17 protein-coding genes are annotated in these 24,511 nt (G+C 57.8%); 14 read left to right on the top strand and 3 right to left on the bottom strand.

Going from position 1 to position 24,511, the window contains the following annotated elements:
• Nucleotides 1-22 precede the first annotated feature (22 nt).
• Together SBL51_RS17520 and SBL51_RS17515 are read left to right on the top strand one after the other, a co-directional pair.
• Nucleotides 23-1,429 (top strand): uroporphyrinogen-III C-methyltransferase, encoded by a 1,407-nt coding sequence (locus SBL51_RS17520; RefSeq protein WP_317932401.1) that lies wholly within the window; start codon nucleotides 23-25, stop codon nucleotides 1,427-1,429.
• On the top strand, nucleotides 1,426-2,655 hold the full coding sequence (locus SBL51_RS17515) for a heme biosynthesis protein HemY (protein WP_317932400.1): 1,230 nt from the start codon (nucleotides 1,426-1,428) through the stop codon (nucleotides 2,653-2,655). Before SBL51_RS17520 ends, SBL51_RS17515 begins: the two co-directional genes overlap by 4 nt.
• A gap of 51 nt (nucleotides 2,656-2,706) precedes the next feature.
• Here the strand turns inward: SBL51_RS17515 and SBL51_RS17510 are convergent, their stop codons facing one another.
• A complete protein-coding gene (locus SBL51_RS17510; protein WP_317932399.1) occupies nucleotides 2,707-3,354 on the bottom strand; it encodes a TetR/AcrR family transcriptional regulator in 648 nt (215 codons plus the stop codon).
• Between the two features lie 627 nt (nucleotides 3,355-3,981).
• Here SBL51_RS17510 and SBL51_RS17505 point away from each other — a divergent pair.
• The 10 genes from SBL51_RS17505 (at nucleotide 3,982) to SBL51_RS17460 (ending at nucleotide 15,272) form a co-directional block, all read left to right on the top strand.
• A complete protein-coding gene (locus SBL51_RS17505) occupies nucleotides 3,982-5,139 on the top strand; it encodes a cation:proton antiporter (RefSeq protein WP_317932398.1) in 1,158 nt (385 codons plus the stop codon).
• Nucleotides 5,140-5,531: 392 nt separating this feature from the next.
• On the top strand, nucleotides 5,532-6,305 hold the full coding sequence (locus SBL51_RS17500; protein ID WP_317932397.1) for a DUF3450 domain-containing protein: 774 nt from the start codon (nucleotides 5,532-5,534) through the stop codon (nucleotides 6,303-6,305).
• Between the two features lie 12 nt (nucleotides 6,306-6,317).
• Entirely contained in the window at nucleotides 6,318-7,742 is a 1,425-nt protein-coding gene (locus SBL51_RS17495) for a MotA/TolQ/ExbB proton channel family protein (protein ID WP_317932396.1), read from the top strand.
• Between the two features lie 7 nt (nucleotides 7,743-7,749).
• On the top strand, nucleotides 7,750-8,301 hold the full coding sequence (locus SBL51_RS17490) for a MotA/TolQ/ExbB proton channel family protein (protein ID WP_317932395.1): 552 nt from the start codon (nucleotides 7,750-7,752) through the stop codon (nucleotides 8,299-8,301).
• Nucleotides 8,298-8,702 (top strand): biopolymer transporter ExbD, encoded by a 405-nt coding sequence (locus SBL51_RS17485; RefSeq protein WP_317932394.1) that lies wholly within the window; start codon nucleotides 8,298-8,300, stop codon nucleotides 8,700-8,702. Before SBL51_RS17490 ends, SBL51_RS17485 begins: the two co-directional genes overlap by 4 nt.
• Nucleotides 8,703-8,704: 2 nt before the next feature.
• Nucleotides 8,705-9,373, top strand: coding sequence for an energy transducer TonB (locus tag SBL51_RS17480; RefSeq protein WP_317932393.1), 669 nt, complete (start codon nucleotides 8,705-8,707; stop codon nucleotides 9,371-9,373).
• Nucleotides 9,333-10,646 carry a tetratricopeptide repeat protein gene (locus SBL51_RS17475; protein ID WP_317932392.1) on the top strand — a complete coding sequence of 438 codons (1,314 nt, stop codon included), beginning with the start codon at nucleotides 9,333-9,335 and terminating at the stop codon, nucleotides 10,644-10,646. The genes SBL51_RS17480 and SBL51_RS17475 overlap by 41 nt, the downstream gene beginning before the upstream one ends.
• 52 nt (nucleotides 10,647-10,698) lie before the next feature.
• Nucleotides 10,699-12,573, top strand: coding sequence for a PHA/PHB synthase family protein (locus SBL51_RS17470; RefSeq protein ID WP_317932391.1), 1,875 nt, complete (start codon nucleotides 10,699-10,701; stop codon nucleotides 12,571-12,573).
• Nucleotides 12,574-12,763: 190 nt separating this feature from the next.
• The gene (locus tag SBL51_RS17465; RefSeq protein ID WP_317932390.1) at nucleotides 12,764-14,161 is read left to right on the top strand and encodes a bifunctional enoyl-CoA hydratase/phosphate acetyltransferase; all 1,398 of its coding nucleotides are present in this window, start codon (nucleotides 12,764-12,766) and stop codon (nucleotides 14,159-14,161) included.
• A 1-nt stretch (nucleotide 14,162) separates the two neighbouring features.
• Nucleotides 14,163-15,272 carry an acetate/propionate family kinase gene (locus tag SBL51_RS17460; protein WP_317932389.1) on the top strand — a complete coding sequence of 370 codons (1,110 nt, stop codon included), beginning with the start codon at nucleotides 14,163-14,165 and terminating at the stop codon, nucleotides 15,270-15,272.
• Here the strand turns inward: SBL51_RS17460 and SBL51_RS17455 are convergent.
• Nucleotides 15,269-17,044, bottom strand: coding sequence for a bifunctional protein-serine/threonine kinase/phosphatase (locus tag SBL51_RS17455; RefSeq protein ID WP_317932388.1), 1,776 nt, complete (start codon nucleotides 17,042-17,044; stop codon nucleotides 15,269-15,271). The genes SBL51_RS17460 and SBL51_RS17455 overlap by 4 nt on opposite strands.
• A 95-nt stretch (nucleotides 17,045-17,139) precedes the next feature.
• Nucleotides 17,140-18,609 (bottom strand): NarK family nitrate/nitrite MFS transporter, encoded by a 1,470-nt coding sequence (locus SBL51_RS17450; RefSeq protein ID WP_317932387.1) that lies wholly within the window; start codon nucleotides 18,607-18,609, stop codon nucleotides 17,140-17,142.
• Nucleotides 18,610-19,078: 469 nt separating this feature from the next.
• On the opposite strand from SBL51_RS17450, the gene SBL51_RS17445 reads away from it, so the two are divergent.
• Both SBL51_RS17445 and SBL51_RS17440 read left to right on the top strand, forming a co-directional pair.
• Nucleotides 19,079-19,636 (top strand): heme-binding beta-barrel domain-containing protein, encoded by a 558-nt coding sequence (locus SBL51_RS17445; RefSeq protein ID WP_317932386.1) that lies wholly within the window; start codon nucleotides 19,079-19,081, stop codon nucleotides 19,634-19,636.
• Between the two features lie 323 nt (nucleotides 19,637-19,959).
• Nucleotides 19,960-24,459, top strand: a complete 4,500-nt coding sequence (locus tag SBL51_RS17440) for a PAS domain S-box protein (protein ID WP_317932385.1) — start codon at nucleotides 19,960-19,962, stop codon at nucleotides 24,457-24,459.
• Nucleotides 24,460-24,511 lie beyond the last annotated feature (52 nt).

Raw genomic sequence — 24,511 nt, 5'->3', positions numbered from 1 at the left:
CAACAGGTGTTGGAAACGGTTAATGAGTGATTCAAATAACAAAAAGGAAGAGGCGGCCGCACAGCCCGAGCTGAACAGCCAGGCGAGTGACACGCCCAGCGAACAGTCAGCGGCGACAGCCGCATCGTCAACGTCGACAGCCGAAACAGCCCAGGCAAAGGCTGAACCAGCAAAGCCAAAGGCCGAGCCATCGAAGGCAAAGGCTGAATCATCGAAGCCGAAAGCCGAACCAGCAAAGCCGAAGGCTGAATCATCGACGCCAAAGGCCGAACCCGCAAATTTGAAAGCCGAACAAGCGGCCGCCCGGTCGGTAATCGTCTCGCGCAGCCGCCCTTTGTGGTTTTTAGCCAGCGGGGCCGGGGTGATCAGCCTGTTGGCCGTCGCCCTGGTGGTGGCCGCCTTCTGGTGGCAGCGGCAACAGTGGCAGGCGCTAGCGGCCAATGTGGCCCAGTCCGAAGTGCAGCTGACCGAGGCGCGGGCGGCGCGCCAAGGGTTGGCGGTAGAACTGCAGAGTGCCCAGGCCGCATTGGCCGAAGTGCAAACCGCCGCCGGGCAGGAGAGCTCCAAGCTGGAGGATGATCTGCGTGCTGTTACCGAACGGCTCGATGCCCATAACCAACGCCTGCTCTCACTCTCCAACACCTCGCGCGAGGATTGGCAGCTGGCCGAGGCCCATTATCTGCTGCACCTGGCCAACCAGCGGCTGCTGGTCGACCGCCAGGCAAGCTCGGCACTGGGGCTGATGGAGGCCACCGACAACATTCTGCGCGACCTGGCCCTGCCCGACCTCTTTCCCGTGCGCCAGGCTCTGGCCCACGATTTGGCCGCCGTACGCCTGGCGGCCAAGGTCGATAAAGAGGGTATCTACCTGCGCCTGCAGGGGCTGATCGACAACATGGAGCAGTTGCCGCTCTATCAAATTCCAGAGCTGGATGCCGAGCCGGTGGTGCTCTCCAGTAGCAGCGAAGCGCCAGCGGCGGAGACCGCCACCGGCGTCTGGAGCTGGTTTAAATCCCTGCCCGGTAAGGCCTGGAGCGGCATCAAGGCGCTACCCGGCATGCTGGGCGCCAAGCTCAACAGCTACATAGTTATCCGCACCCATGTGCAGGATGCGGCACCGCTGTTACCGCCCTCCTCGGAGGAGTACCTGCGCCAGAATGTGCGTCTGAGTCTGGAGCAGGCCCAGGTGGCGATGTTGCGGGAACAGCAGTCGATCTACCAGGCGAGCCTGGAACAGGCGCTGCTGCTGGTACAGCGCTACTTCCCCGAAAGCCCAGCCAATCAAGCTCTGCAAACCGAGCTTAGTCAGCTGCGCCAGATGCCGATTGCGGTCACCCTGCCGCAGATCACCGGTTCACTGCAGCAGTTGCAGGCCTATATCGAACGCCTGCATCAACTTAAGGGGTCAGAGCAGGAGAGCGCCGAGTGATTAAGCGTTTGACTGTGAAAGCGCTGGTCTATCTGGTGGCCCTGGTGTTGGCGGCGGTGCTGCTCGACCAACTGATTACCCACCTGCCCGGCTATGTACTGATCGCCATCAGTCAAACCACCGTCGAGATGAACCTCTGGTTTGCCATCGCCGCAGTGGTGGTGCTGGTGGTAGGCGGCTACTGGGGGCTGCGTTGGCTGCGTTGGCTGTGGCGCCTGCTGCTGCCATTGATTGGCCGGCGCAGCCCGGAAAACTACACCCGTTTAACCGAGCGCGGACTGCTCGCCTACCTGCGCGGTGATCACGAGCAGGCCCAGCGCTGGCTGTTGCGCTCGGCCAAGCGCTCGCCCATGCCGTTGGTAAACTTGCTGGCGGCGGCCGACTCTGCCCATACCCTGGGCGACGTCGACCAGGCTTTGGCCTTCCTTGATCGGGCCAAGGAGCACTTTGGTGAGCAGGATGTGACCTTGGCCCTGGCGCGGGCCGAGATCTATCGCCGCGCCGGGCGCCAGCAGGAGCGCCTGCAAACCCTGCTGGCGACGGTCAAACGCCATCCCCACGATGCCCTGGTGCGCGACCGGCTGTGCGATGCTCATATCGCCTTGGGCCACTGGGAGTCGGTGCGGGAGCTGTTGCCCGGGTTGCGCCGGCGTCTGCCGCGAGAACGCTGGCTGGAGTTGCAGGGCCAACTGGTGGTGGCGCATCTGCACCAATTGGGCAGCAGCCTAAGCAGTCACCACCACGACGGCGATAAGCAGAAGCTGCAGATGTTCTGGCTGGAGCAGTCAGCCCAGGTGCAACAGCAGCCAGAGGTGTTACTGGCCTACTGCCAGCAGCTGCTGGCGCTGCAGGAAGGGGTCGAGGTGGAGGCGCTGGTGCGCAAATACCTGCGTCACCATTGGCATTCGGAGCTGGTGATCTTTTATGGCCTGCTGGCGACGGTCGAGCCCGCTAAACAGCTGCGGGCGGCGGAGCACTGGCTTACACAACACCCGGACGACTGGGCACTGTTGCTAAGCCTCGGCCGGATCTGCCTGCGCAACCACCTGTGGGGTCGGGCGCTGGAGTATTTTGAAACCAGTGCCAAGGTCTCGCCGTCGCGCATCGCCTACGCCGAAATGGCGCGCCTGCTGGCGCATATGGGTGAGCATCACAAGAGCAGCCGGGTTTACCAACACGTGGTGCAGATGGATACCCCCGCCCTGCCGGAGTTGCCGATGCCGTGAGTGCGGCAGCTGGAGCGAATTGAAATGGCCGGTTGGGGGCAGTGACAAGCGCTACATGGCGCGCTGATTGAGTTCGGTTTGGCGGTGAAAGCCGAGACTGTTGAGAAAGGCTTCGCACAGAGCCAGCAGCTGCTGTTCATCGGTGCAGGTTTTGGAGAAGGTGTTTAAGCCAAACAGAAAGTTGATCACCATGTTGCCGGTTAACTCGGCATCGACACCGGGGTTTATTTCTCCATTGCGCTGGGCGCGTTCCACCAGTGCTTTCATTTGGCCCTGACGTCGGGTCAGTATGGCCTGCATGTGATCGGCGAGCGGGCTGTCGGTGGTGATCAGTTCGTGCATGCAGTTGAGCACCAGGCAGCCGCGCCGCTGCGGATCTTCCGCCCGGGCTTTGCAGATGCTGTCAAACAGGGCGAACAACAGGCTGCCCACCTGCTCCGGTTCGCGGCTGTGCTCCAGTAATACATCGGGTGCGCGTTGCAGATAGAGTTGCAAAGCCTGTAAAAAAAGCGCCTCTTTGGAATCGAAACTGTGATACAGGCTGGCGCGGGTCAGGCCGTGATCCTTGGCGATTTCGTTGAGCGAAACCTTGTTGTAACCCAGCTCCCAAAATTTATGCATGACAGAGTCGACCAGTTGGGCCTTGTCGAAGGAGATTGGGCGCCCCCGCTGAGAGCGTTTGGCTTTTTCTAAAATCATCTGCAGCGTCCTTGTTAAATTTTGCCTGAGTCGCTAAACCCCCGCGACAGCGCTTGACCAGGATCGACAATTGGTGTCGACAACCAACGCCGGCAAGTAGTGCCGGCAACATGAGTGGCCAAAGGTTTGTATAGACTGTGTGTGCTTATCGGAAATAATCGCAAGGCCAGTGGCGATCGCGCTTAAAACGGCGCGTAAGCCCACAAACTTATTAACGCAAACAAAATAGAGAACAGGGGATTTAGAGCAAATCAACCTGCGCTTTATTGACTGTTGCTTGAAATAAAGTCGTTTGCTTTTTGACTTCCCTGTTGCCTGGAACGCCTTGGATCAGAATCCCTTGCCCAGCAGACCTAAAGTCTAAGCTGCCGACGGCAGATAAAAAATCTGCGACCGGAACAAGCCAGTTTGGCGGGTCTGTCGAGTGTTCGAATTATCCAGGAATTGAGCAATAAAGTTAAAAGCAGTGGTGTAGAAAATTCACCATCTGAGAGGCAGGTCACTTTTTTACAGGAACATTTCAATACTGATAAGTGGTGAGCGAGTGGCTACTCACCGCTCACTGTTTTTGAATGATTGTTATGTTGCTGATGATGCTGGTTTGGCCAACAGGTTTAGAGGCTTTTGATGACCGAATACGCACAACTATTGGTAGCGATTGGCCTGTTCTTTTTACTAGGTTTATCGGCGGATGCTATTGCTCGCAAAACCGCGATACCTCGGGTAACCCTGTTGGTGGTGATCGGAATTTTGGTGGGCCCGCAAGGTTTTGACTGGGTTCCCGAGCCGGTACGTCTGCAATTTGATTGGCTGGCGAGTGTGGCTTTGGTGATGATCGGTTTTTTGTTGGGTGGCAGTTTGAATTCCGACACTTTTATCCGCCACGGTGCCAGCCTTTTCTGGGTCTCTATCAGCGAAGCTTTGGTGACCACTCTCTTGGTCAGTTTCGGTCTGTTTGTCACCGGGGTCGATTGGCAACTGGCCATTATTTTGGGCTGCATTGCCGCCGCCACGGCTGCGGAGGTGGCCTTTGATGCGGTGGTTGAAAATCGGGTCAACAGCCCTTTTTCCAGATTGCTGCTGGCGATTGTCGCCATGGATGATGTCTGGGGGCTATTACTTTTTTCGGTGGGGGTGACGCTGGTGGCGGCAATGGCGAGTAGCACCGAAAGTGGTGCCTTGATGATTGCCATGCGGGAATTGGGCGGTGGTATTGGTTTGGGTTTCGCGCTGGGCCTGCCGGCGGCTTATCTCACCGGCCGTTTAAAACCCGGCGAGCCGATTCTTTTAGAAGCACTCTGCCTGGTTTTTCTCTGCAGCGGTTTGGCGCTCTGGTTGGAGGTCTCCTTCCTGCTGGCCGCCATAGTGATGGGTGCCACCATTGCCAATGTTGCGCGCCACCATGATCGCCCCTTCCATGCCATCGAAAATATTGAATGGCCTTTTCTGCTGCTCTTTTTTACATTGGCCGGTGCGCAATTGGAGTTTGATGCCCTGCTGGCGGTTGGCTTCACGGCTGCTATCTATGTAGCGTGCCGCTGCTTGGGTAAATGGGCGGGTGCCTATCTGGGGGCGACCATTGCTCACCTGCCGACGCTGACGCGCCGCTGGATCGGCTTTGGGCTCTTCCCGCAAGCGGGTGCGGCCATTGGTATGGCGCTGGTGGCGGCTATCCATTTTCCGCAATACCAGCAACCACTGTTACAAATCGTAATTGCCACCACGGTGGTGTTTGAAGTGCTTGGGCCTATTTTTACGGCGCGTGCCTTACGGGCTACCGCATAAAAAGAAGGCCGCCGCTTAAAGAGTGTCAGCACATAAAAATAGCGGCGCTGGCTGAATAGCGACCGGCGCAGTTAGCCGATTTTTGTCACCTGCTTGTCACCTGCCACTTTTACACTGGCCACTTCTCCTATCTCTCCCTTTTGTTACCACTTGATGAAGCGTGCTGCTCAATTGCTGTGAATCAAGCCGGCGAATAGGGAAGAATATCTAATCGATCTCGTTGGTTGAGTTGTATCTCTGCGCTATGCAGATAAATACGGCCGCATAAATGGCCTGTTTTTATTTTTTAATTCGCATTACTACAAACAAATTGTGTTGTAGCCGGAGTAATAGCGCAGTGGTTAGTTATCTCGGTTGTCAACAATTGGTTATGCAAAACGGGGTGTGGGGTAATGGTTGGGCAATCTCTTTTTTTAAATATTTTTTTACTGGTGATCGCGCTGGTGAGCGCTTTGCCGCTTCAAGCGGACACCACGCAGCCGGTATTGTCGGAGGGCGAGCAGCGTTTGCTGAGTGCGCAACAGTCCCAACAACAGATTGATGCGATTTACGAGGATACCCAGGCTGCCATTAAAGAGTACGAAACTCGCCTGGATTCAGTGGATAGCCTGGATGTATACAACCGCCTGCTGGCCCGCCAGCTACATAGTCAGCAGGAGGAGATAACCACCTTACAAAATTCCATCGCCGATGCCGCGGTTATTGAACGCCGTATCACGCCGTTAATGGAGCGGATGATTAATTCGTTGGCGGAGTTTGTCGAATTGGATATGCCTTTTTTACTCGACGAGCGGCGTCAGCGGGTTGACGGTTTACGCGCAATGCTGGCCCGCTCCGATGTCTCCACCGCCGAGAAGTGTCGCCGGGTATTTGAAGCGTTTGAGATCGAAAATGAGTTTGGTCGTTCCATTGAATCCTATAAAAGCCAGCTGCAGATCGACGGTAAAAGTTACGATGCCGAGGTGTTGCGGGTGGGCCGAATAGCTTTGCTCTACTCACTTATTGGCCAGCACTCCACCGGTTATTGGGATGTGGCTAAAAAACAGTGGCAGGTCGATAACAGCAGTGCTGTGCGCCGTTTTGTTGAACAGGGGCTGAAGGTGGCGGCCAAGGAGACGCCGCCGGAGATGATCAATATTCCAATCGCCTACTCGTCGGCAAAATAGCGGAGCGTAAAAATGTTTCAGTTTAAAGGACAGGTGCTGGCGTTCTTGGCTTGTTGGGTTGTGGTGCTGCCGTTGAGCGCAGCCGAGGCACCGTTTAGTGTCGATCAATTATTGCGGCAGGTTGAGCAGGGTCGGGATCAGGATCGGCAGCTACAAGCTGAACGGTTGAAAAATTTTATAGATGATCAAAAAAATCAAAAGCAGCTGTTGGTTGATATTATTGCTGAAGAGGAGCGTCAGCAGGCGCTGAGCACGCAACAGGAGCAGGCGTTTGCAAGTAACGAACAGGAGTTGGCCCTGCTGCAGGAACGACTGAACCAGCGTTTGGGTGGTTTGACAGAGCTGTTTGGCGTTCTGCAGCAGGTCGCCAGTGATGCCAACGCACAATTTTCCAACTCCATTACTCAGCTGCACTACCCAGAGCGCAGCCAGACACTGTTGGATTTTTCAGTAAAGATGGGGCAGACCAAAGAGCTGCCCTCCATCGTTGAAATCGAACGGCTCTGGTTTGAAATGCAGCGCGAGATGACCGCACTGGGAAAAGTGGTGCAGTTTGATCAACCAGTACTTACCGCTGAAGGAGTAGAGGTGGTAACTGCGGTTACCCGCATTGGCGGCTTCAACCTGGTGGCCAACGGTCACTATCTGCAATTTATCCCCGAGACCGGGCGCGTGGTGGAGTATGGACGTCAACCCGCCAACCGTTACCTGCAGCGCATTAAAAATCTGGAGTCCAGTAACGGCGAGGTGGCCTTGGTGGCTGTCGACCCCACCCGCGGGCAACTGCTGGAACTCTTGGTAAAAGCACCCAGCTTACGTGAGCGTATCGCCCAGGGCGGTGTGATCGGTTACATCATTATTGCCTTGGGCATAGTCAGTATTACACTGGCGCTGGTGCGTTTCACCTACCTCACTTTGTTGCAGGTGAAAATAGAACAGCAGGTACGCCAAGCGGATGTGCCGGGTGATAATCCCCTTGGCCGAATTCTGGCGGTTTATGCGGAGAATAAACATCAGGATACCGAAACCCTGGAGTTAAAACTGGGCGAAGCCGTACTGCGGGAAATTCCAAAAATCAATCGCGGCCTCTCCTTTCTGAAAATAATCGCCGCCGTGGCGCCGCTGCTAGGGTTGCTGGGTACGGTCACCGGTATGATCGTCACCTTCCAGGCGATCACCCTGTTTGGTGCCGGCGACCCGAAATTGATGGCCGGTGGTATCTCGCAGGCGTTGGTAACCACGGTGTTGGGCTTAACCGTTGCCATTCCCACCTTGTTGTTGCACAACCTACTGCAAACCCGGGCGGAGCAGATCAACGATATTCTGCAACAGGAGGGGGTGGCTATTGTCGCGGGCCAGGCCGAACAAAACCGTGTGGTTCCTGCTGATCAAAATCAGCCGTCGGATGTTGGTCATAAAACCTTAGAGCCGGCGTGAGACGGTTATGCTATCGCTATTTTTTGATAACTATTTTCCCTGGTTTGGCGATCTGTTGGAGTTGGGTGGCAATATTTTGCTGCTGATCATACTTATCGCCTTCTTAATGTGGGGCATGATTATCGAACGCTTGCTCTTCTTTCAATTTGCCTACCCAAGCTATGCTCGCCAGGCGTATCAATTGTGGTTGGCGCGCAGTGATCGTCGCTCCTGGTTTGCTCAGCAGTTTCGTACGCGCCTGCTCGCACAATTAAAGTGTGTGTTAAATCAGCACCTGGGCATTATCAATACCCTGGTAAAAATCTGCCCATTGGCAGGTTTGTTGGGTACGGTGTTGGGCATGCTGGAGGTGTTTGATGCGGTGGCCGCCACCGGTGCCAACAGTCCGCGGGCGACAGCGGCGGGGGTCTCCAAAGCGACCATCTCAACCATGGCCGGTATGGTGGTGGCGATTTCCGGTTTGTTGTTGGCGAGTATGTTGAGCCGTCGGGCGCAGGCCGAGCAGGAGTTGATCAGTGAGCTGCTGCATTACCAAACCCAGCCGGAGGTAAACCGATGAGAAATTTTCTGACCGCTAAAAAATCGGGTGAAGAGGCGGGTGTTGATATCACACCCATGTTGGATGTGGTGTTTATTATGCTGATCTTTTTTATTGTTACCGCCACCTTTACCAAAGAGTCCGGCATTGAGGTGAATCCGCCCCAGGCGGCCACCGCCGTGGTGCAGGAGAAGGCCAATATTCTGATCGCCATCGATGACAATAACCGGGTGTGGATTAATCGCCGGGAAATCGATGTGCGCGCCCTGCGGCCCAACATCGAACGGCTGCACGCCGAAAATCCGAAAGGCACGGTGGTTATTCAGGCCGATAAAAATTCCACCAATGAGCGTCTGGTGCAGGTGATGGATGCTTCCCGTCAGGCTGGGGTATTTGATATCGCCCTGGCCGCCCAGGAGTAAGCATGAGCTCCTCGGCCGGGATAAATACCGGCTTGCAGTTTAACCATCGCGGCCAGCGCTGGCGGTTGCTATTGAGTACTTTGCTTGGGCTGCTGGTCGCCTTTTTTCTTACTTGGTTTATGTCGGCCTTGATCGAATCCGGTGATCAGCATTTGGATGAGTCCGGCCGGGTACAGTCGCTCGATTTTGTGCGGGTGAAGCGCAATGAAACCGTGCAGGCCAAAACCCGTAATTTGATACGGCCCAACAGCGCCCCCCCGCCCGACGCTCCGGATGCTCCCGCCGAGGAGAGTAGTGCTTCGGCCAATGCCCTGGCGGTGACTGCGTTGCCGACCGGCGTTGATCCAGGCCTGGATATCAATCCGACGGGTATCGGCTTTGGTGCCCACGACGGAGAGTATCTGCCGATCGTTAAAGTGGCGGCGGTCTATCCCCTGGTGGCGCAGCAAAGGCGTATTGAGGGGGCCTGCCTGGTTACCTATACCGTGACCACCACCGGCTCGGTGAAAAATGTGAGTGTTGTGCCGGGCCAGTGTGATCACCCCGTCTTTGAAAAGGTGTCGCTGGATGCCGCTCTGAAATTTAAATACAAACCGCGCGTGGTGAATGGCGAAGCCATTGAGGTGCAAGGTGTCTACAACCGATTTATCTTCGAACTGCAAACCGATTAAAACCTATTGGCTGTTAAGTTGTGTCGCCTGGTTGCTGTTTGCCAGTGCCGCCAGTTGGGCGGTGATTGGTATGGACCAGAAAGTGTTTGAACAGATGCAGAGAGTACAGGAGGCGGCCGAGGCGGAGGACTATGCTGCAGCCCACGCTCTGCTCAACCATCTTATGGCGCGCAGTCTGAACGACCATGAGTTGGCCCAGGTGAAAAATTTGGAAGGTAATATTTTCACCATGGAAAAAAAGTACCCTCAAGCGGTGGCCAGCTTCGAGGCGGTGGTGGCGGCCAGTAATATTCCCGATGGTCTGCGCCAGAGCGCACTGCTGGTATTGGTACAGCTGCAGATGGTGGCCGAAAACTACCCCCAGGCCATTGCCTACTCCGAGCAACTGTTGCAAATAAAACAGCAACCGGACAGCAATCTGCTCGCCTTGCGAGCCCAGTGCTTCTACCACCAGGAGGATTATCCTCGGGCGGAAGCCGCCATTAAGAGTGCGATTGATGTAGAGCAAGCGGCCGGTGGTAGGGCCCGCGAGAATTGGCTGCTGCTGTTGAATGCCATCTACCATTTCCGCAGTGACTACCAGGCCATGGTGCCGGTGCTCGACCAATTGATTCGCGACTACCCCAAAGATAAATACGTCTACAACCTGGCGGCCGTGTACGGCCAGTTGGAGCAGTTGCAAAAGCAGCTGCTGTTGTTGGAGCCGCTCTATGAGTCGGGTTACCTCAACAATAAATCCCAGGTGCTGTTGTTGGCGCAGTTATTTATTGCCGAGGGGGTGCCAGCCAAGGCGGCGCGGGTTTTGGAACGGGAACTGAATTGGCGCGATGTGGGCGCGGGAGAGTTTGGTGTTGGTGGCGAGGCGCCTGCGGCGGGTTGGCTGGCCGAGCAGCGGGATTTGGAGTTGCTGGCCCAGGCCTGGACTCTGGCCAAGGAACCGAAGCGCGCCATCGCCCCTCTAACCCGGGCAGCGGCCATGGCTGAGGATGGCAACAGCAGTCTGCGCCTGGCGCACACCTATATCTCGGTGGTGGATTGGGCGGGTGCCGCCGTTGCTATCGAGCAGGCGTTGGCCAAGGGCGGCCTGCACGATAAGGGTAACGCCCTGGTGTTGCTGGGCATGGCCCAGTATCGGCAAAAACAGTTCACCGCCGCGATTGAGACCTTTGCCCGGGCCCAGGGGTTTAAATCGGTCGCGAAAATGAGTGAACAGTGGTTAACTTATGTGCGCGGCCAGCAGCAGAAAACCGAGTTGGCCGAGGTCGCGCGCTAATCCTTTTTGATCTAGTCAACGCCCGCTGCAGTCGGGCAGTGTGAGTACCTTTATGAACAGCTCTAGTAATGTTGTCTATCTGGATCGTGAGCACCACTACCCTAAAGATCTGAGCGAACGCACCCAGGAGAAACTCAAACGGGTGGATGCCATCTGGCCCTTTCATCGTTACCTTGAGGAGCTCTCCGAAATTATTCACGCCCCTTCCAAATTGATGGGCGATCAACTGGACCGTTCGGTGCACGCCACCATGGCCAAGTTGACCATGGGTATCTCGCCCGCTTCGGTGCTGGAAGCCTACGCCGACTGGGCCTCCCATCTGGCGATATCGCCAGGCAAGCAGTGGCGCCTGCTGGAGAAGTCGATCAACAAAAATATGCGCCTGCTCAACTACGCCACCTGCAGCTGCTTCTGGTCGGTGAGCGAGCCCTGCATTAAACCCCTCGACAACGACCCGCGCTTCAGCCATACCAGTTGGCAGGTGTGGCCCTACAATTTAATTCATCAAAATTTTCTGCTGACTCAACAGTGGTGGTACAAGGCGACCACCGGTGTGCGCGGCGTCTCCAAGCACCACGAAAATATGGTGGAGTTTGGCGCCCGGCAGCTGCTCGATATGCTTTCGCCCAGTAATTTTCTGCCCACCAATCCACAAGTGCAGATGCAAACCTGGCAGGAGGGCGGTGCCAACCTGGTGCGCGGCTTCCACTATTGGTTGGACGATATGCGCCGGGCCAGCAGCGGCCAGCGCCCGGCGGAGGCGGAAAACTTTAAGGTGGGGGAGAACCTGGCCACCACCCCCGGCAAGGTGGTGTTTCGCAACCGGCTGATTGAGCTGATTCAATACCAACCGGCCACCGAGCAGGTGAAGCCGGAGCCGATTCTGGTGGTGCCCGCCTGGATCATGAAATATTACATTCTCGATCTCTCGCCGGAGAACTCCTTCTACAAATACCTGACCGAACAGGGCTACACGGTGTTCACCATCTCCTGGCACAACCCCACCAGCCAGGACCGTGAATTAACCATGGAGGACTACCGCACGCTCGGAATTGAAGCCGCCCTGGACGCCATCGAAAAGATCACCGGCCAGAAGCAGGCCCATGCCGTGGGTTACTGCCTGGGCGGTACCCTGCTCTCCATCGCCGCCGCTACCCAGGCGCGTGCCCAGCAGGAACGCTTTAAAAGTATCTGTCTGCTGGCGGCACAAACCGATTTCAGCGAAGCCGGCGAATTGATGCTCTTTATCGACCAGAGTCAGATCACCTTCCTGGAAGATATGATGTGGCACCAGGGGGTGTTGGATAACTCGCAGATGGCGGGTGCCTTCCAGATGTTGCGCTCCAACGATCTGGTCTGGTCGCGCCTGGTGCACGAATACATGATGGGCGAGAAGAGCACCAGCAACGATTTAATGGCCTGGAACAGCGATGCCACGCGCATGCCCTACTGCATGCACAGCCATTATCTGCGTCACCTCTTTTTAAACAACGAGTTGTCCCAGGGTCACTACCTGGTCGACGGCCGGCCCATCTCCATTACCGATATTCGCGCGCCGATTTTCTGCGTGGGCACCGAAAAAGATCACGTCGCACCCTGGAAGTCGGTCTATAAAATTCACATTCTAAGCGACACCGAGGTGACCTTTGTGCTCACCAAGGGCGGTCACAACGCTGGCATTGTCTCTGAGCCAGGCCATCCCCGACGCCACTACCGGGTCTCCACCCGCAGCGACCAGGATGTCTACCTTGACCCGGATCACTGGCTGGATGAAACCCCGGTGAAGGAGGGCTCCTGGTGGCTGGAGTATGCCGACTGGTTGGAAAAACGCTCCGGTGAACCGGTGGCGCCACCGGCCATGGGTGCGCCCAAGCAGGGGCTGCCACTGTTGGGTGACGCCCCGGGCACCTATATTTTTGAAACCTAAGTTTTTGAAGCCCAAGTTTTTCAAATCCAAGTTTTTGAAACCCAAAAATTAACGGGTGTTGAAAGCTTGGGTTTTGAATTGGATGTATCGAATCGAGTGTTTTTGAATTTACTGTTTTGGAAATGACTTTCTTAAATTCAACAGGCGCGTAATTTTCTGATCGCAGGCTACAGGGCGGAATTGTTGCAACATGTCGGATTGTATTGAAAACAGAACCTTTTCAGAGATCGAAGTCGGCGACAGTGCCAGCGTCAACCATGTGCTCACCACCCGCGACATCCAGCTGTTTGCCGTGATGTCGGGCGATGTTAACCCCGCGCACCTGGATGAGGAGTACGCCAAGAGCGATATGTTTCACGGCATTATCGGCCACGGCATGTGGAGCGGCGCGCTTATCTCCACCGTGTTGGGCACCCAGTTGCCGGGGCCGGGCACCATCTATCTCGATCAGTCGTTGCAATTTCTGCGGCCGGTGAAGGTGGGCGACACCATTACCGCCTCGGTGAAGGTGATCGAAAAACTCAACGACGGCAAAAACCATCTGCGTTTTGCCTGTGACTGCAGCAATCAGGATGGCAAACAGGTGGTGGTGGGGGAGGCGTTGGTGATTGCCCCCATAGAGAAGATCAAGCGCAAAAAAGTGGCGCTGCCCGAGGTGGAGTTTAAAGAGCAGGCCGGCAGGTTTTTTAATGAACTGATGACTGCGGCGGCGCAGCTGGAACCACTGGTGACGGCCATCGTTCACCCGGTGGATGGCGCCTCGCTCGGTGGCGCGGTGGAGGCGGCCGAAGCCGGCATTTTAACGCCGATACTGGTGGGCCCGGAGCACAAAATCCGCGCGGTGGCGGAGCAGGAGGGGTTGGATATCTCCCCCTACAAACTGATCGCCACCGAACACAGCCACGAGGCCGCCGAAATTGCCGTGTCCCTGGCCGCCCGCGGTGAGGTGGAGGCCCTAATGAAGGGCAAGTTGCACACCGATGAATTGATGGCCGCCATCGTCAGCAAAACCGAAGGGTTGCGTACCGGCCGGCGCATGAGCCATGTCTTCGCCCTGGATATTCCCACTTACCACAAGCCGCTCTTTTTAACCGACGCGGCCATCAACATTAAGCCCAACCTCAGTGTAAAAACCGATATTGTGCAAAACGCCATCGATCTCTTTCTGGCCCTGGGGCGGGGGGTGCCGAAGGTGGCGCTGGTATCGGCGGTGGAGACCGTCAACGAGGCCATCCCCTCCACGCTGGATGCCACTGCCCTGTGCAAAATGGCAGAGCGCGGCCAGATCACCGGTGGCCTGCTCGATGGCCCGCTCGGCTTCGACAATGCCATCTCCAAAGAGGCGGCCGCCGCCAAAGGGATTGTCTCCCAGGTGGCCGGTGACGCCGATATCATCGTCGCCCCGGATCTGGAGTCGGGCAATATGCTCTACAAGCAGCTCGGTTATCTGTTTGGTATTGATGGCGCCGGTATTGTATTGGGTGCCCGGGTGCCGGTGATTCTCACCAGCCGGGCGGCCGGCCGTGGGCCCACCCGTATGGCCTCCTGCGCCCTGGGGTTGATCTACGCGCGCAGCAAAAAATCGTGATATGACCAAAGTCATCCTCACCCTCAACGCCGGCTCCTCCAATCTTAAGTACTCGGTCTACGATGCTCGCGAGCTGACGCAGATTGATGCCGGCAAAATTGAGTTCAACAAGGGTGAAGCCCATCCGGCGCAGTACGCCCTCGACCGGGTGATGGCGCTGGTGGAAAACCGGCATGGCAGTGCCGCTGTGGCTGCCGTCGGCCACCGGGTGGTGCACGGCGGCGACCGCTTCTCCCTGCCCACGCCGGTCAGCGACGAGGTGATGGCCGAGCTGCACAAGCTGGTGCCATTAGCGCCACTGCACCTGCCCGCCGAGTTGGACGCCATTGAGGTGATCTCCCGCTACTACGCCAAGCTGCCCCAGGTGGTCTGTTTCGATACTGCCTTCCACGCCACCCAGCTGCCCTTGGCGCGCTGGTTTGGCCTAACCCGGGAGCTGATGGCCGCCGGCGTTAAGCGCTATGGTTTTCACGGCCTCTCCTACCACTACATCAGCACGGTTTTGCCGGTGCATTTGGCGCCCAGGCAGCAGGCGCGGGTGGTGGTGGCCCACCTGGGTAACGGTGCCAGCATGTGTGCCCTGCGCGACTGTTTAAGTGTGACCACCACCATGGGCTTTACCGCGTTGGATGGCCTGATGATGGGTACCCGCTGCGGCGAGCTGGACCCGGGCGTGGTGTTGCACCTCTGTCAGGAGCTGGGCATGAGTCTGGCGCAGGTGCAAAACCTGCTCTACAAGCAGTCGGGTCTGTTGGGGGTATCGGGTATCAGCAGCGACATGCGCGATCTGGAGCAGAGCAGTGCCGCCGAGGCGCGTGAAGCCCGCGAGCTGTTCGCCCTGCGCGCGGCACAAAAGCTGGCGTCACTGCTACCAGCCCTGGGTGGATTGGATGCCATTGTCTTTACCGGCGGCATTGGCGAGCACAGCAGTGCCACCCGCGCCATGATTTGCGAACGCCTTGGCTGGTTGGGGGTGCAGTTGGATGAGCTCGCCAATCAACGTCACGCTACCCGCATCGATGCCGGCGCCAATAGTGCGGTTGGCGTCTATGTTATTCCCACCAATGAAGAGTTGATGATCGCCCAGCAGACGGCCGACGCCCTCAACTAACGCAGGCTTAACAAATAGGCCTGAATAATCACGATCACCAACAGGCCAAAAGCGATCAGCTGCCAGACGCGGGCGGGGTGCTTCTCAATCAGTGGTGCATCCTCTATCTGCTTGAGCATGCCCGGGTTGGGTACCTGTAGATCCTGCAGAAATTCAGAGAAGGCCTGGTAGCGGTTGTGCACATTGGGGTTGGCCGCCTTCATCAACACCAGGTCCACCCACTTGGGAATATCCTTGCGCAGCTCGCGCAGAGGCCGGTATTGCCACTGGGCCAGGTTGGTGGGGGTGCGCCGATGGGCGTGCTCCAACTGGTAGGGCTGCTGGCCGGTGAGCATCTCGTAAACGATCACCGCCAGTGAAAAGAGATCCGACTGGCTGACACCGCGGCCACCGAGCAAATACTCCGGGGCGATGTAGTTCACCGAGCCGACAGGCGTATCGTCTTTGATTATCGAACCCACCTCGGCCAGGCCATCCACCTGCACGGTGCCAAAATCGATCAGCTTGGCGTGGCCATCGCGGGTGAGGATGATGTTTTCCGGCTTCAGATCCCGGTGCACCATGCCCGCCCGTTGCAGCACCCGCAGGGCTTGGGCGATAGTCCGGGTGAGGGCGCGCACGCGATCGAGGGCCGGCGCCGGGTTGTCGTGCATCCACTGACGCAAGGTCTGCCCCTCGACGTATTCGCACAGGTGGTAGAGGAAGCGGCTCTCCTCCTGTGGGTAGATCTTCATTACCAGGTCGCTGTTGAGCTTGCGCCCCACCCACTGCTCGCGCACAAACCCCTCCAGGTAGAGGGCATCTTCCGCGAAACTCTCCGACGGCGCCTTCAGCACAAAGCAGCCCTGGTGGTTGGGGTGTTTCACCAGGTAGATGTGGCTGCGCGGCCCGCTGTACAACACCTGTTGTACTTCGTAGCCGTCGAGCTTCATGCCCACCTCCAGCACCGGCGGAATCACCCGCTCGGTTAAGCGGCGGTGGGCTTCGTCGATATCCTCCTGCGGCAGGCTGGTGATCTCCACACACAGGCAGGTGAGGTTGTCGTCACTGCCGGCGGCCAGCGCGCGCTCGACCATCGCTTTGCTGCGCTCCTCCAGTGTGGTTTCTGCTGCCTGCAGGATGGTTGTCATGGTGGCGTTATCAATAAAGTCATGCACGCCGTCGGTGGTGAGTAAAAAGAGGTCACCCTGCGCCAGGTCGAACGCCTGGTAATCGACCTCCAGGTGGGTGTCGATGCCGAGGGCGCGGGTGAGTTGCGCCTTGGCGCCCGCCAGAATTCGGCTGTGGTCCTTGGTGAGCGGCTGCAATTGATTGTCGCGCAGGCGGTAAGCGCGGCTGTCGCCGACATGAAAAATATGGGCGGTGGTGGATTTGCACACCAGGCCGGTGAGTGTGGTGACAAAGGCGTCCTGACTGCGCTGGCTGCGGTTGGCTTCGGCATAGAGCCAGGTGTTGAGCGAGGCGAGCACACGGCCGACGGAATTTTTCACCGACCAGCTATCGGGCGTGGCGTAATAGTCTTCAATAAAGTTGGTAACGCTGAGGGCGCTGGCCTGCTGGGCGTTGTCGCTGCTGCTGACACCGTCGGCGATGCAGGCGGCGGCGCCTTTTATGGTTCTGGTGGTGCCCTGGGGGGCGTGTGCGGCAAAGGCATCCTCGTTGCGCGCCTTTTTGCCGGCACTGCTGTAGCCGCCAAAATTGATGCAAAGTTTACCCGCCTGCACTAAACCGCTATCGAAGATGGTGGACTCTAACGGTGTGGTGGTGGACATAGACAGGGGCTCAAACCAGGCAGCGGTCACAGGCGATCGTGATAAAAACAGGGCGCGGAAGTTCGCGCCCTGTTAAGCATACCTTTCGCTATCGACTAATGGGAAACGCTGATTAATTCGACGCTGCCATCCTCGCGAATCTCGGTCATCTGCCCCTGCGGCTCTTCCAGAAAGAGCAGCGCGACAAAACCGAGTACTGCGGTGGCGGCAATCACGTAGAAGAAGGTGGCGGCATCAACCGCGGCAAACACCGCCAGGTAGGTCACCGCGCCAACATTGCCATAGGCGCCGGTCATGCCGGCGATTTGGCCGGTGAGGCGACGTTTGATCAACGGCACCACGGCAAACACAGCGCCCTCGCCCGCCTGAACAAAGAAAGAGCAGGCCATGGCGGCAACTACGGCAATCCAGAGCGGCCAGCTGCCATCCACCTGGCCCATCAGGAAGTAGCCAACGGCCAGGCCGGCGGTGAGGATCAACAACACCGATTTGCGGCCAAAGCGGTCGGAAAGCCAGCCGCCGCCGGGGCGCGACATCAGGTTCATAAAGGCGTAACCAGAGGCCACCATACCGGCCACCACCGGGCTCAATTCAAAGGTGGTGGCAAAGAAAAGTGGCAGCATGGAGACCACCGCCAACTCGGAGCCAAAGGTGGCAAAGTAGAGCACGTTCAGTACCGCCACCTGCTTGAACTTATAGCGGTGCATCTCGGGGACCGGCTTGTGCAGTATCTCCTTGTTTACGTCCCAGATCTTTTTCACTTCCACCAGGTAGAGAGCGGTTAAGCCAACCCAGATGGCGATGGCGGCGGTTTCGCTGAACATACCCATTTTGGCGGGTGACAGATTGTAGGTGAGCAGCGCCAGTACGGCGTACATGGGGATCTTCATCAGCAGCAGGAAGAGCAGATCACCCTTGCTGGTTACCTCCATGGCGCCGAGGTTTTTTGGGCGGAAGTAGGTGGAGCCTTTGGGGGTGTCGCTGACATTGCGGTAGTAGATAAACGAGAAGATCAGCGACATAAAGCCGGTGCAGCCAATGGCGTAGCGCCAGCCGTCGTCGCCACCAAACAGCAGGGCCAAGGTTGGCAGGGTGAAGGCGGCGGCAGCGGAGCCGAAGTTGCCCCAACCGCCGTAGATGCCTTCGGCGGTACCCAGTTCGTTGTGCGGGAACCACTCGGAGACCATGCGGATACCGATCACAAAGCCGGCACCGATGCCGCCCAGCATAAAGCGTGAGATAGCCGCCTGCACAAAGTTGTCGGCCAGGGCAAAGGTAAAGCAGGGGATGGCAAACACGGCCAGCAGCAGTGAGTAGACCAGGCGCGGGCCATATTTGTCGGTTAGCATGCCAACGATCACGCGCGCGGGAATGGCCAGAGCCACGTTCAGGGTGAGCAGCATTTTCACTTCGGCATCACTCAGCCCCAGGCTCGCTTTAATGGCTTGCAGCATGGGCGCCAGGTTAAACCAGACCACAAAGGTGATGAAGAAGGCGAACCAGGTTAGATGCAGAACTTTCATCTTGCCGGTAAAGGCGAGCAGATTAAACTTTTCAGCGGACATGGAAAGATCCTGGGTTGATTAGAATTTGGCCAAAAAATCTTCAAGATTCATGCCCATTGTTTCGCCAAGCACTAAAAATAGTCATATTTATTCAAAAAACCCTTTAAAAACGCACAGATAACACACGTAATTAATTGCTTATCAGTCTTTTGTGTTTATTTATGGTGCATATATTTAATCAATGTTTGCATTTAATTAATTCATAAATATTGTATGTGATCTTATATGGTGCCATTCCTTGTGTATTGATCGACACGGTTGATTGATGGGCCGCAATTTGATTTGTCTTCTGCCTGGCCCCGGGTGGTGGCGTTTCTCTCCCTTTTTAAGGCTGATATAGTTAGTGCCTTTGTGTTCAGTGGCGCTGTTGGTGGCGCCTGGGGGATGCCCGGCTAACGGTTCTAAGCTGTTATGGGTGTGGCCCGCGCTGTGCACCAGATTTTAAAAATTGATCCTTGGGGAGAGACAGATGACTGATGAAGTTGATTACGGCCCGTTGGCGGCGCTGATTGGTGTATGGCAAGGTGATAGTGGTATGGATATCGCCCCGGAGCCGGATGGCATTGAGGAGTCGCCCTACTTTGAAACCATCACTTTTGAGGCGGGTGGCGATCTGCAGAACGCCGAAACCCAGCGCCTGGCAATTGTCCCCTACACTCAGGTGGTGAGCCGTAAATCCAATGGTGAGGTTTTCCATCACCAGTTCGGCTACTGGCTCTACGATGCCGCCGATGGCTCCATTATGCAGACGCTGACCATTCCGCGCGGTGTTTGTCTGTTGGCGGGCGGTAAGGCCACGGTCACCGGCAGTACCACGGTGTTGGAGGTGAGCGCCAAGGCTGGCGATACCACCTATGGGGTGGTGCAGTCCCCCTTTATGGAGAAGTTCGCCAAGACCGTCTCTTTCAGTCACCGCCTGGAGGTGACCGGCGACGAGATGAGTTATTCGGAGTCGACCATTCTGGATATCTATGGCAAAAGTGCCTTCGATCACGGCGACAGCAATAAGCTTAAACGCGTTGGTTAATTGTGGCTGAACCAGCCGGCCCGTTCGGGCTGGCTCTGGTAATCGCCTCCGGCTGCTATGGCGGCCTGCACACCCCTTTCCGATCTTTCACGAGCGCTGCCCTCACTATTAACAGCCCTGTTTGGCTCTGGCCGGACCGATGGCGTAACAATTCGCTCCGTTTAGCTTGCCTGACGATCGGCGAGTCTCTGTTTTCTTGGCTAAGCTTTGAATGTTGTCTTCGCATTGTGCTTCTAGGCGCCACCCTGGCGAGCAGGAGCCCAAGCCATCTATTCCGATAACAATCGCCCAGTCTGATTGACGGACTTGGGGCTGGAACCGCTATGCCGAATTCGAGCCGCCACCCTTCCGGCACAATCCGCCGCACCATGACCTGGCAGATGTTATTGCTGGTGCTGGTACCCTGTATCTTGATCAGCTTCTTCTCCTATCGGTTGCTGCAGGGCAGCCTGCGGGTGGAGACCTTGCGCGGCTTGCAGAAGTCGACCGATATCACCGCCAGCCAGATTCAGGCGTGGCTGGCTGAGCGGGAGTGGGATACCGTCACCATTGCTCGGTCTCCCCATGTGGTCGCCTTAACCAGCTATTTGGCGCAGGACTTTGCCGCTGCCACTGATGACCTGCCAACCTACCTTAAGCGGCGCCCCCCTTTGGCGGGTGCTGCCGCCGATGGTGCCAGTCTGATTACCGGCTTTGGCCTGCGTTACAGCTATGTCAGTAACATCTATCTGTTTGATACCCGGGGCAATCTGCTCTACTCCGCCAAGCCTTCCACCTATGTTGGCCATAATCTGCTGGCCAACCCGGCTGTTGCGCCGGCCTTAGCCGACGCTCTCATCACCAGTGCCTCGAACGATCAGGTGGCCGTCACCGGCGAGGTGGTCGGCGGGGATACCAGCCAATGGGCACTGCTGTTCGCCACACCGGTGTTTGGCGCCGATCAGCATAGTGTGGTTGGCACCTTGGCTATGGAGTATCGCCCTACGCAGATTATCTCCACGTTGCAACAGTTTCGGGAGTTTCATCAGTTGCGCTATATGGTGGACGAGCGCGGCGGCCTCTACATTCCTGAGCAGCTACCGGCGCCGGCGGACCAGATGTCGCATTCGATGTTGGTCAAGGCATGGCTGGCCAGCCCCGGGATACACCCGGAGCAGAGCTTTCGTGAAAGTTCTGTCGGTCTGAGTGGCGAACAGGTGCTGACCGCGGTCAGCAATATTGCGGTGGCCAACTCACGTTGGTTGCTGGTCAGCGAGCGGGAGATCAAGGTGGCGCTACAGGTCGCCCGTACCATCACCGGCATTACCCTGGTGGTGTTACTGCTTACCACTCTGGCGGCGGTGTTTGTGATTCGGATGCTGGCCCGGCGCATCACTCAGCCCATCGAACAGCTGGCGGGGGCCGCCCTGGCCCTGGCAGATGGCCAGACGTTGGCGCCACTGGTGGTTGCCGAGGACAACGAGGTGGGCACCCTGGCGCGGGCTTTCAACACCATGCTGGCCGCGCTGCAGTCCCATGAGTTCGAGCTGCAGGAGAGCAACCGCTTTGTGCAAAACCTGCTCGCGGCCGCCACCGAGTCGGCCATTATCTCCGGCGATGGCAACGGCCTGATCACCACCTTCAACCGCGGTGCCGAACGGATGTTGGGTTATACCGCAGAGGAGGTGCTGGGCCAGCAGACACCGGTGCTCTTCCATCTGGAGTCCGAGCTGGCCCAGCGCGGCCAGGAGCTGTCCGAACAGCTGGGCCGGCCAATTACAGGTTTTCGAATCTTTGTGGAGGTGCCCGAACGGGCGGGGTCTGAAACCCGCGAATGGACCTATGTCCGCAAGGATGGCAGCCGCTTGGCGGCGCTGCTGACGGTGACGGTGATGCGCAATGCGGCCGGAGGCATCGTCGGTTACCTGGGTATCGCCCAGGATATCTCCCAGCGCAAGGCGCAGGAGTCGGAGTTGAAGCGGCTGTCACTGATTGCCAGCCAAACCAGTAATGGCGTACTGGTGTGTGGCAGTGACCACCGGGTGGAGTGGCTCAATGAGGGCTACACCCGTATCACCGGCTTCACCCTCGACGATTTAAAGGGGCGGCCCGCCAGTGAGCTGCTCTATTGGGAGGGGGTCGATCAGCAGAGTCGTCGGCAGGTGCAGTCGGCGGCCCGGGGGAATTGGCAGTTTCAGGAAGAGCTTAAAATGAAGAACTGCGCCGGCGAAGAGATCTGGCTGGCGGTGAGCAGCAATAACCTGGTGGATGAGCAGGGTCGTAATCAGGGCTACATGACCATGATCAGCGACATCACAGAGAGTCACCTCAACCAGGTGGCGCGCCAGAAGGCGCTGCGCTACAACCGCATATTGGCGGAGCTGACCGTGGCCGGGCCGATAATGTCCGGCTCGTTGGAGGCCTCGCAGGGCCTGTTGACCGAACGCATGTGTGAAGCCCTGGAGGTTGAACGAGCGGGTATCTGGCTGTTTGCCGACGACGGTGCCGCACTGCAGTGTTGTGATCTTTTTTGTCGGGCGGCGGCTGTGCACAGCGCCGGCTTGGTGTTGCAGAAGCAGGACTACGACCGCTACTTCGATGCTGTCGCCAAGCAGACGTTTATAGCCGCCGGCGATGCCTGCGCCGACCCCCGCACCAACCAGTTTACCGAGGGCTACTTAAAGCCCCAGGGTGTCACCGCCATGTTGGATGCCAGCATCACCGGTGGCGGGCGCATTGTGGGTGTGGTCTGTTTTGAGCATGTGGGCGGCGTGCGCGAGTGGTCGTCGGCGGAGATCTCCTTTGCCACCTCCATTGCCACCATGATTTTTGGGCTGGTGGAGGCCGGTCAGAAGCGCCAGGCGGAGACGGAGCTGCTCAAGGCCAAGGAGGCGGCGGAGACCGCAGCCCAGGCCAAGAGTGAGTTTCTGGCCATTATGAGTCACGAAATCCGAACCCCCATGAACGGCATTTTGGGTATGCTCAATCTGCTGAACCGCGGCAATCTGGCCGAGCGGCAGCGCCACCAGCTGCAGATAGCCGAGTCCAGCGCCAAGAATCTGCTGTTTCTGCTCAATGACATTCTCGACTTCTCCAAGGTGGATGCCGGCAAGATGGAGCTGGACGAGGTTGACTTCAATCTCTGCCAGAGCCTGGAGGCGTTGGTGATCAGCCAGGCATCGCGGGCTCAGGAGAAGGCGCTGGCGGTGGTGCTGGATCTGGCGGCGGTGGAGCCCTGCTGGTTGCGGGGCGACCCGGTCAGGCTCAATCAGATTTTTGCCAACCTGATCAGCAATGCCATCAAATTTACCGAGGCTGGTGAGGTGCTGGTCACCCTTGAAGTGCGGCCGGAGGCCAACGGCTACCGGCTTTACGCCTCGGTAAAAGATACCGGAATTGGCATACCGCAAGCCAAGCAGAAGCTGCTATTCAGCTCTTTTACCCAGGGCGACGCCTCCACCACCCGCAAATACGGTGGTACCGGGCTGGGTTTGGCTATCTGCAAGCGCTTGTGCCAGTTGATGGGTGGCTCAATCTCGCTGGAAAGCCAACCCCAGAGCGGCACGGCGATCTACTTCGATCTGTTTCTCCAGGCCTGCCGAGAGCCCCACCCCGCGCCGCCGTGTGCGCGGTTGGATCAACCCCGGGTGGTGCTGGCGATGGCGCCCGGTAGCGAGCGCATGGTGCTCGAGAAGCAGTTGCGGCAATGGGGTGTGACGGTGGTCGCCTGCGACAGGCTCGATCAGCTCGCCACCACAGTTGCCAGTGTTGCCGGCACGCTTGTGGCGGTACTGGTTGAGGCCGGATTGTCGCCGGCAGATGGTCCGGCCCTGGGCGCTGGGTTGGATACCGGGAAGGCTGCCTGGGGGTTGATCAGCGCTGGCGTGGCCGGCGAGCCACCGGCGGGGTTTGATCTGGTGCTGGCCAAACCGCTTTGCAAGAGTGAACTGCAGAAGTTGATCTTTCCCGTCGCGCCGACTGCCGGGCCGGCCCAGTTGCCGTTGATTGCGGCGGCGGCCTGCGAGCCCGACGCCGAGCGCGACTTTGAGCTGCGCTTCGATGCCAAGGAGCGACTGCTGTTGGTGGAGGACAATATCGTCAATCAGGAGGTGGCGGCGCTGGTGCTCTCCGATTTTGGCCTGGTGCCCGATATCGCCAGCCAGGGGCTGGATGCCCTGCAAAAACTGAAGGCCTCGGGCCCGAATCACCCCTATACCGCCATTTTGATGGATTGCCAGATGCCGGAAATGGATGGCTATGAGGCTACCCGCGCCATTCGCGCGGGCCGGGCGGGTGATCGCTACCAGGCCATTCCCATTATCGCCATGACCGCCAACGCCATGCAGGGTGACCGGGAGCGGTGTTTGGCGGCCGGTATGAGCGACTACCTGACCAAGCCCATCGACGCCGAGGCGCTAGGGCTCTGTTTGCAGCAGTGGCTGAGTTACGAGCGAACCAGCAAGCGCGCGGCCGAAGGCGGCTTGGCCGGTGTTGCCGCTGCTCATCTGCGTTGGGACAAAGAGAAACTGATGGCCCGGGTGAAGCAGCGGGAGGACCGCTTACAGCGCCTGGTGCGTCTCTATCTGCAGGAGATGCCCGGTCGTATCGAGGAGCTGGAAATGGCGATTGCCGACGGCGATGTTGCCGCGGTCTCCGCGCTACTGCACACCTGCAAGGGGGCCTCGGCCAATTTGAGCCTGGGGAGACTGTCGGAGGGCTTTAAAGCGCTGGAAGAGGTGGCGAAAAAAGCCGATCTGGCGCAGCTCAGCCAGCACTGGCCGGAGGTACAGCAGGAGTTTGAAGCGGTGGTGTCACTCTTCACAGCCTATGTCGAAGAGGCGTGACCCCCGGCAATAAAAACCAGTAACATGCCCTCCTCCATAACAACGATAAAGG

This window comes from Halioxenophilus sp. WMMB6 (genome assembly GCF_033283405.1).
In the GTDB taxonomy this organism is placed as follows: domain Bacteria; phylum Pseudomonadota; class Gammaproteobacteria; order Pseudomonadales; family Cellvibrionaceae; genus Halioxenophilus.
Note: the sequence above shows the minus strand (reverse complement) of the source record. Positions and strands in the feature narration are given on the sequence as shown.

What these genes read in the sequence shown, in the direction of transcription:
- SBL51_RS17470 (WP_317932391.1), top strand. Translation starts at nt 10,699, where the DNA reads ATGAACAGCTCTAGTAATGTTGTCTATCTGGATCGTGAGCACCACTAC.
- SBL51_RS17455 (WP_317932388.1), bottom strand. Translation starts at nt 17,044, where the DNA reads ATGTCCACCACCACACCGTTAGAGTCCACCATCTTCGATAGCGGTTTA.
- SBL51_RS17500 (WP_317932397.1), top strand. Translation starts at nt 5,532, where the DNA reads ATGGTTGGGCAATCTCTTTTTTTAAATATTTTTTTACTGGTGATCGCG.
- SBL51_RS17480 (WP_317932393.1), top strand. Translation starts at nt 8,705, where the DNA reads ATGAGCTCCTCGGCCGGGATAAATACCGGCTTGCAGTTTAACCATCGC.
- SBL51_RS17460 (WP_317932389.1), top strand. Translation starts at nt 14,163, where the DNA reads ATGACCAAAGTCATCCTCACCCTCAACGCCGGCTCCTCCAATCTTAAG.
- SBL51_RS17445 (WP_317932386.1), top strand. Translation starts at nt 19,079, where the DNA reads ATGACTGATGAAGTTGATTACGGCCCGTTGGCGGCGCTGATTGGTGTA.
- SBL51_RS17485 (WP_317932394.1), top strand. Translation starts at nt 8,298, where the DNA reads ATGAGAAATTTTCTGACCGCTAAAAAATCGGGTGAAGAGGCGGGTGTT.
- SBL51_RS17505 (WP_317932398.1), top strand. Translation starts at nt 3,982, where the DNA reads ATGACCGAATACGCACAACTATTGGTAGCGATTGGCCTGTTCTTTTTA.
- SBL51_RS17520 (WP_317932401.1), top strand. Translation starts at nt 23, where the DNA reads ATGAGTGATTCAAATAACAAAAAGGAAGAGGCGGCCGCACAGCCCGAG.
- SBL51_RS17450 (WP_317932387.1), bottom strand. Translation starts at nt 18,609, where the DNA reads ATGTCCGCTGAAAAGTTTAATCTGCTCGCCTTTACCGGCAAGATGAAA.
- SBL51_RS17495 (WP_317932396.1), top strand. Translation starts at nt 6,318, where the DNA reads ATGTTTCAGTTTAAAGGACAGGTGCTGGCGTTCTTGGCTTGTTGGGTT.
- SBL51_RS17465 (WP_317932390.1), top strand. Translation starts at nt 12,764, where the DNA reads ATGTCGGATTGTATTGAAAACAGAACCTTTTCAGAGATCGAAGTCGGC.
- SBL51_RS17440 (WP_317932385.1), top strand. Translation starts at nt 19,960, where the DNA reads ATGCCGAATTCGAGCCGCCACCCTTCCGGCACAATCCGCCGCACCATG.
- SBL51_RS17490 (WP_317932395.1), top strand. Translation starts at nt 7,750, where the DNA reads ATGCTATCGCTATTTTTTGATAACTATTTTCCCTGGTTTGGCGATCTG.
- SBL51_RS17510 (WP_317932399.1), bottom strand. Translation starts at nt 3,354, where the DNA reads ATGATTTTAGAAAAAGCCAAACGCTCTCAGCGGGGGCGCCCAATCTCC.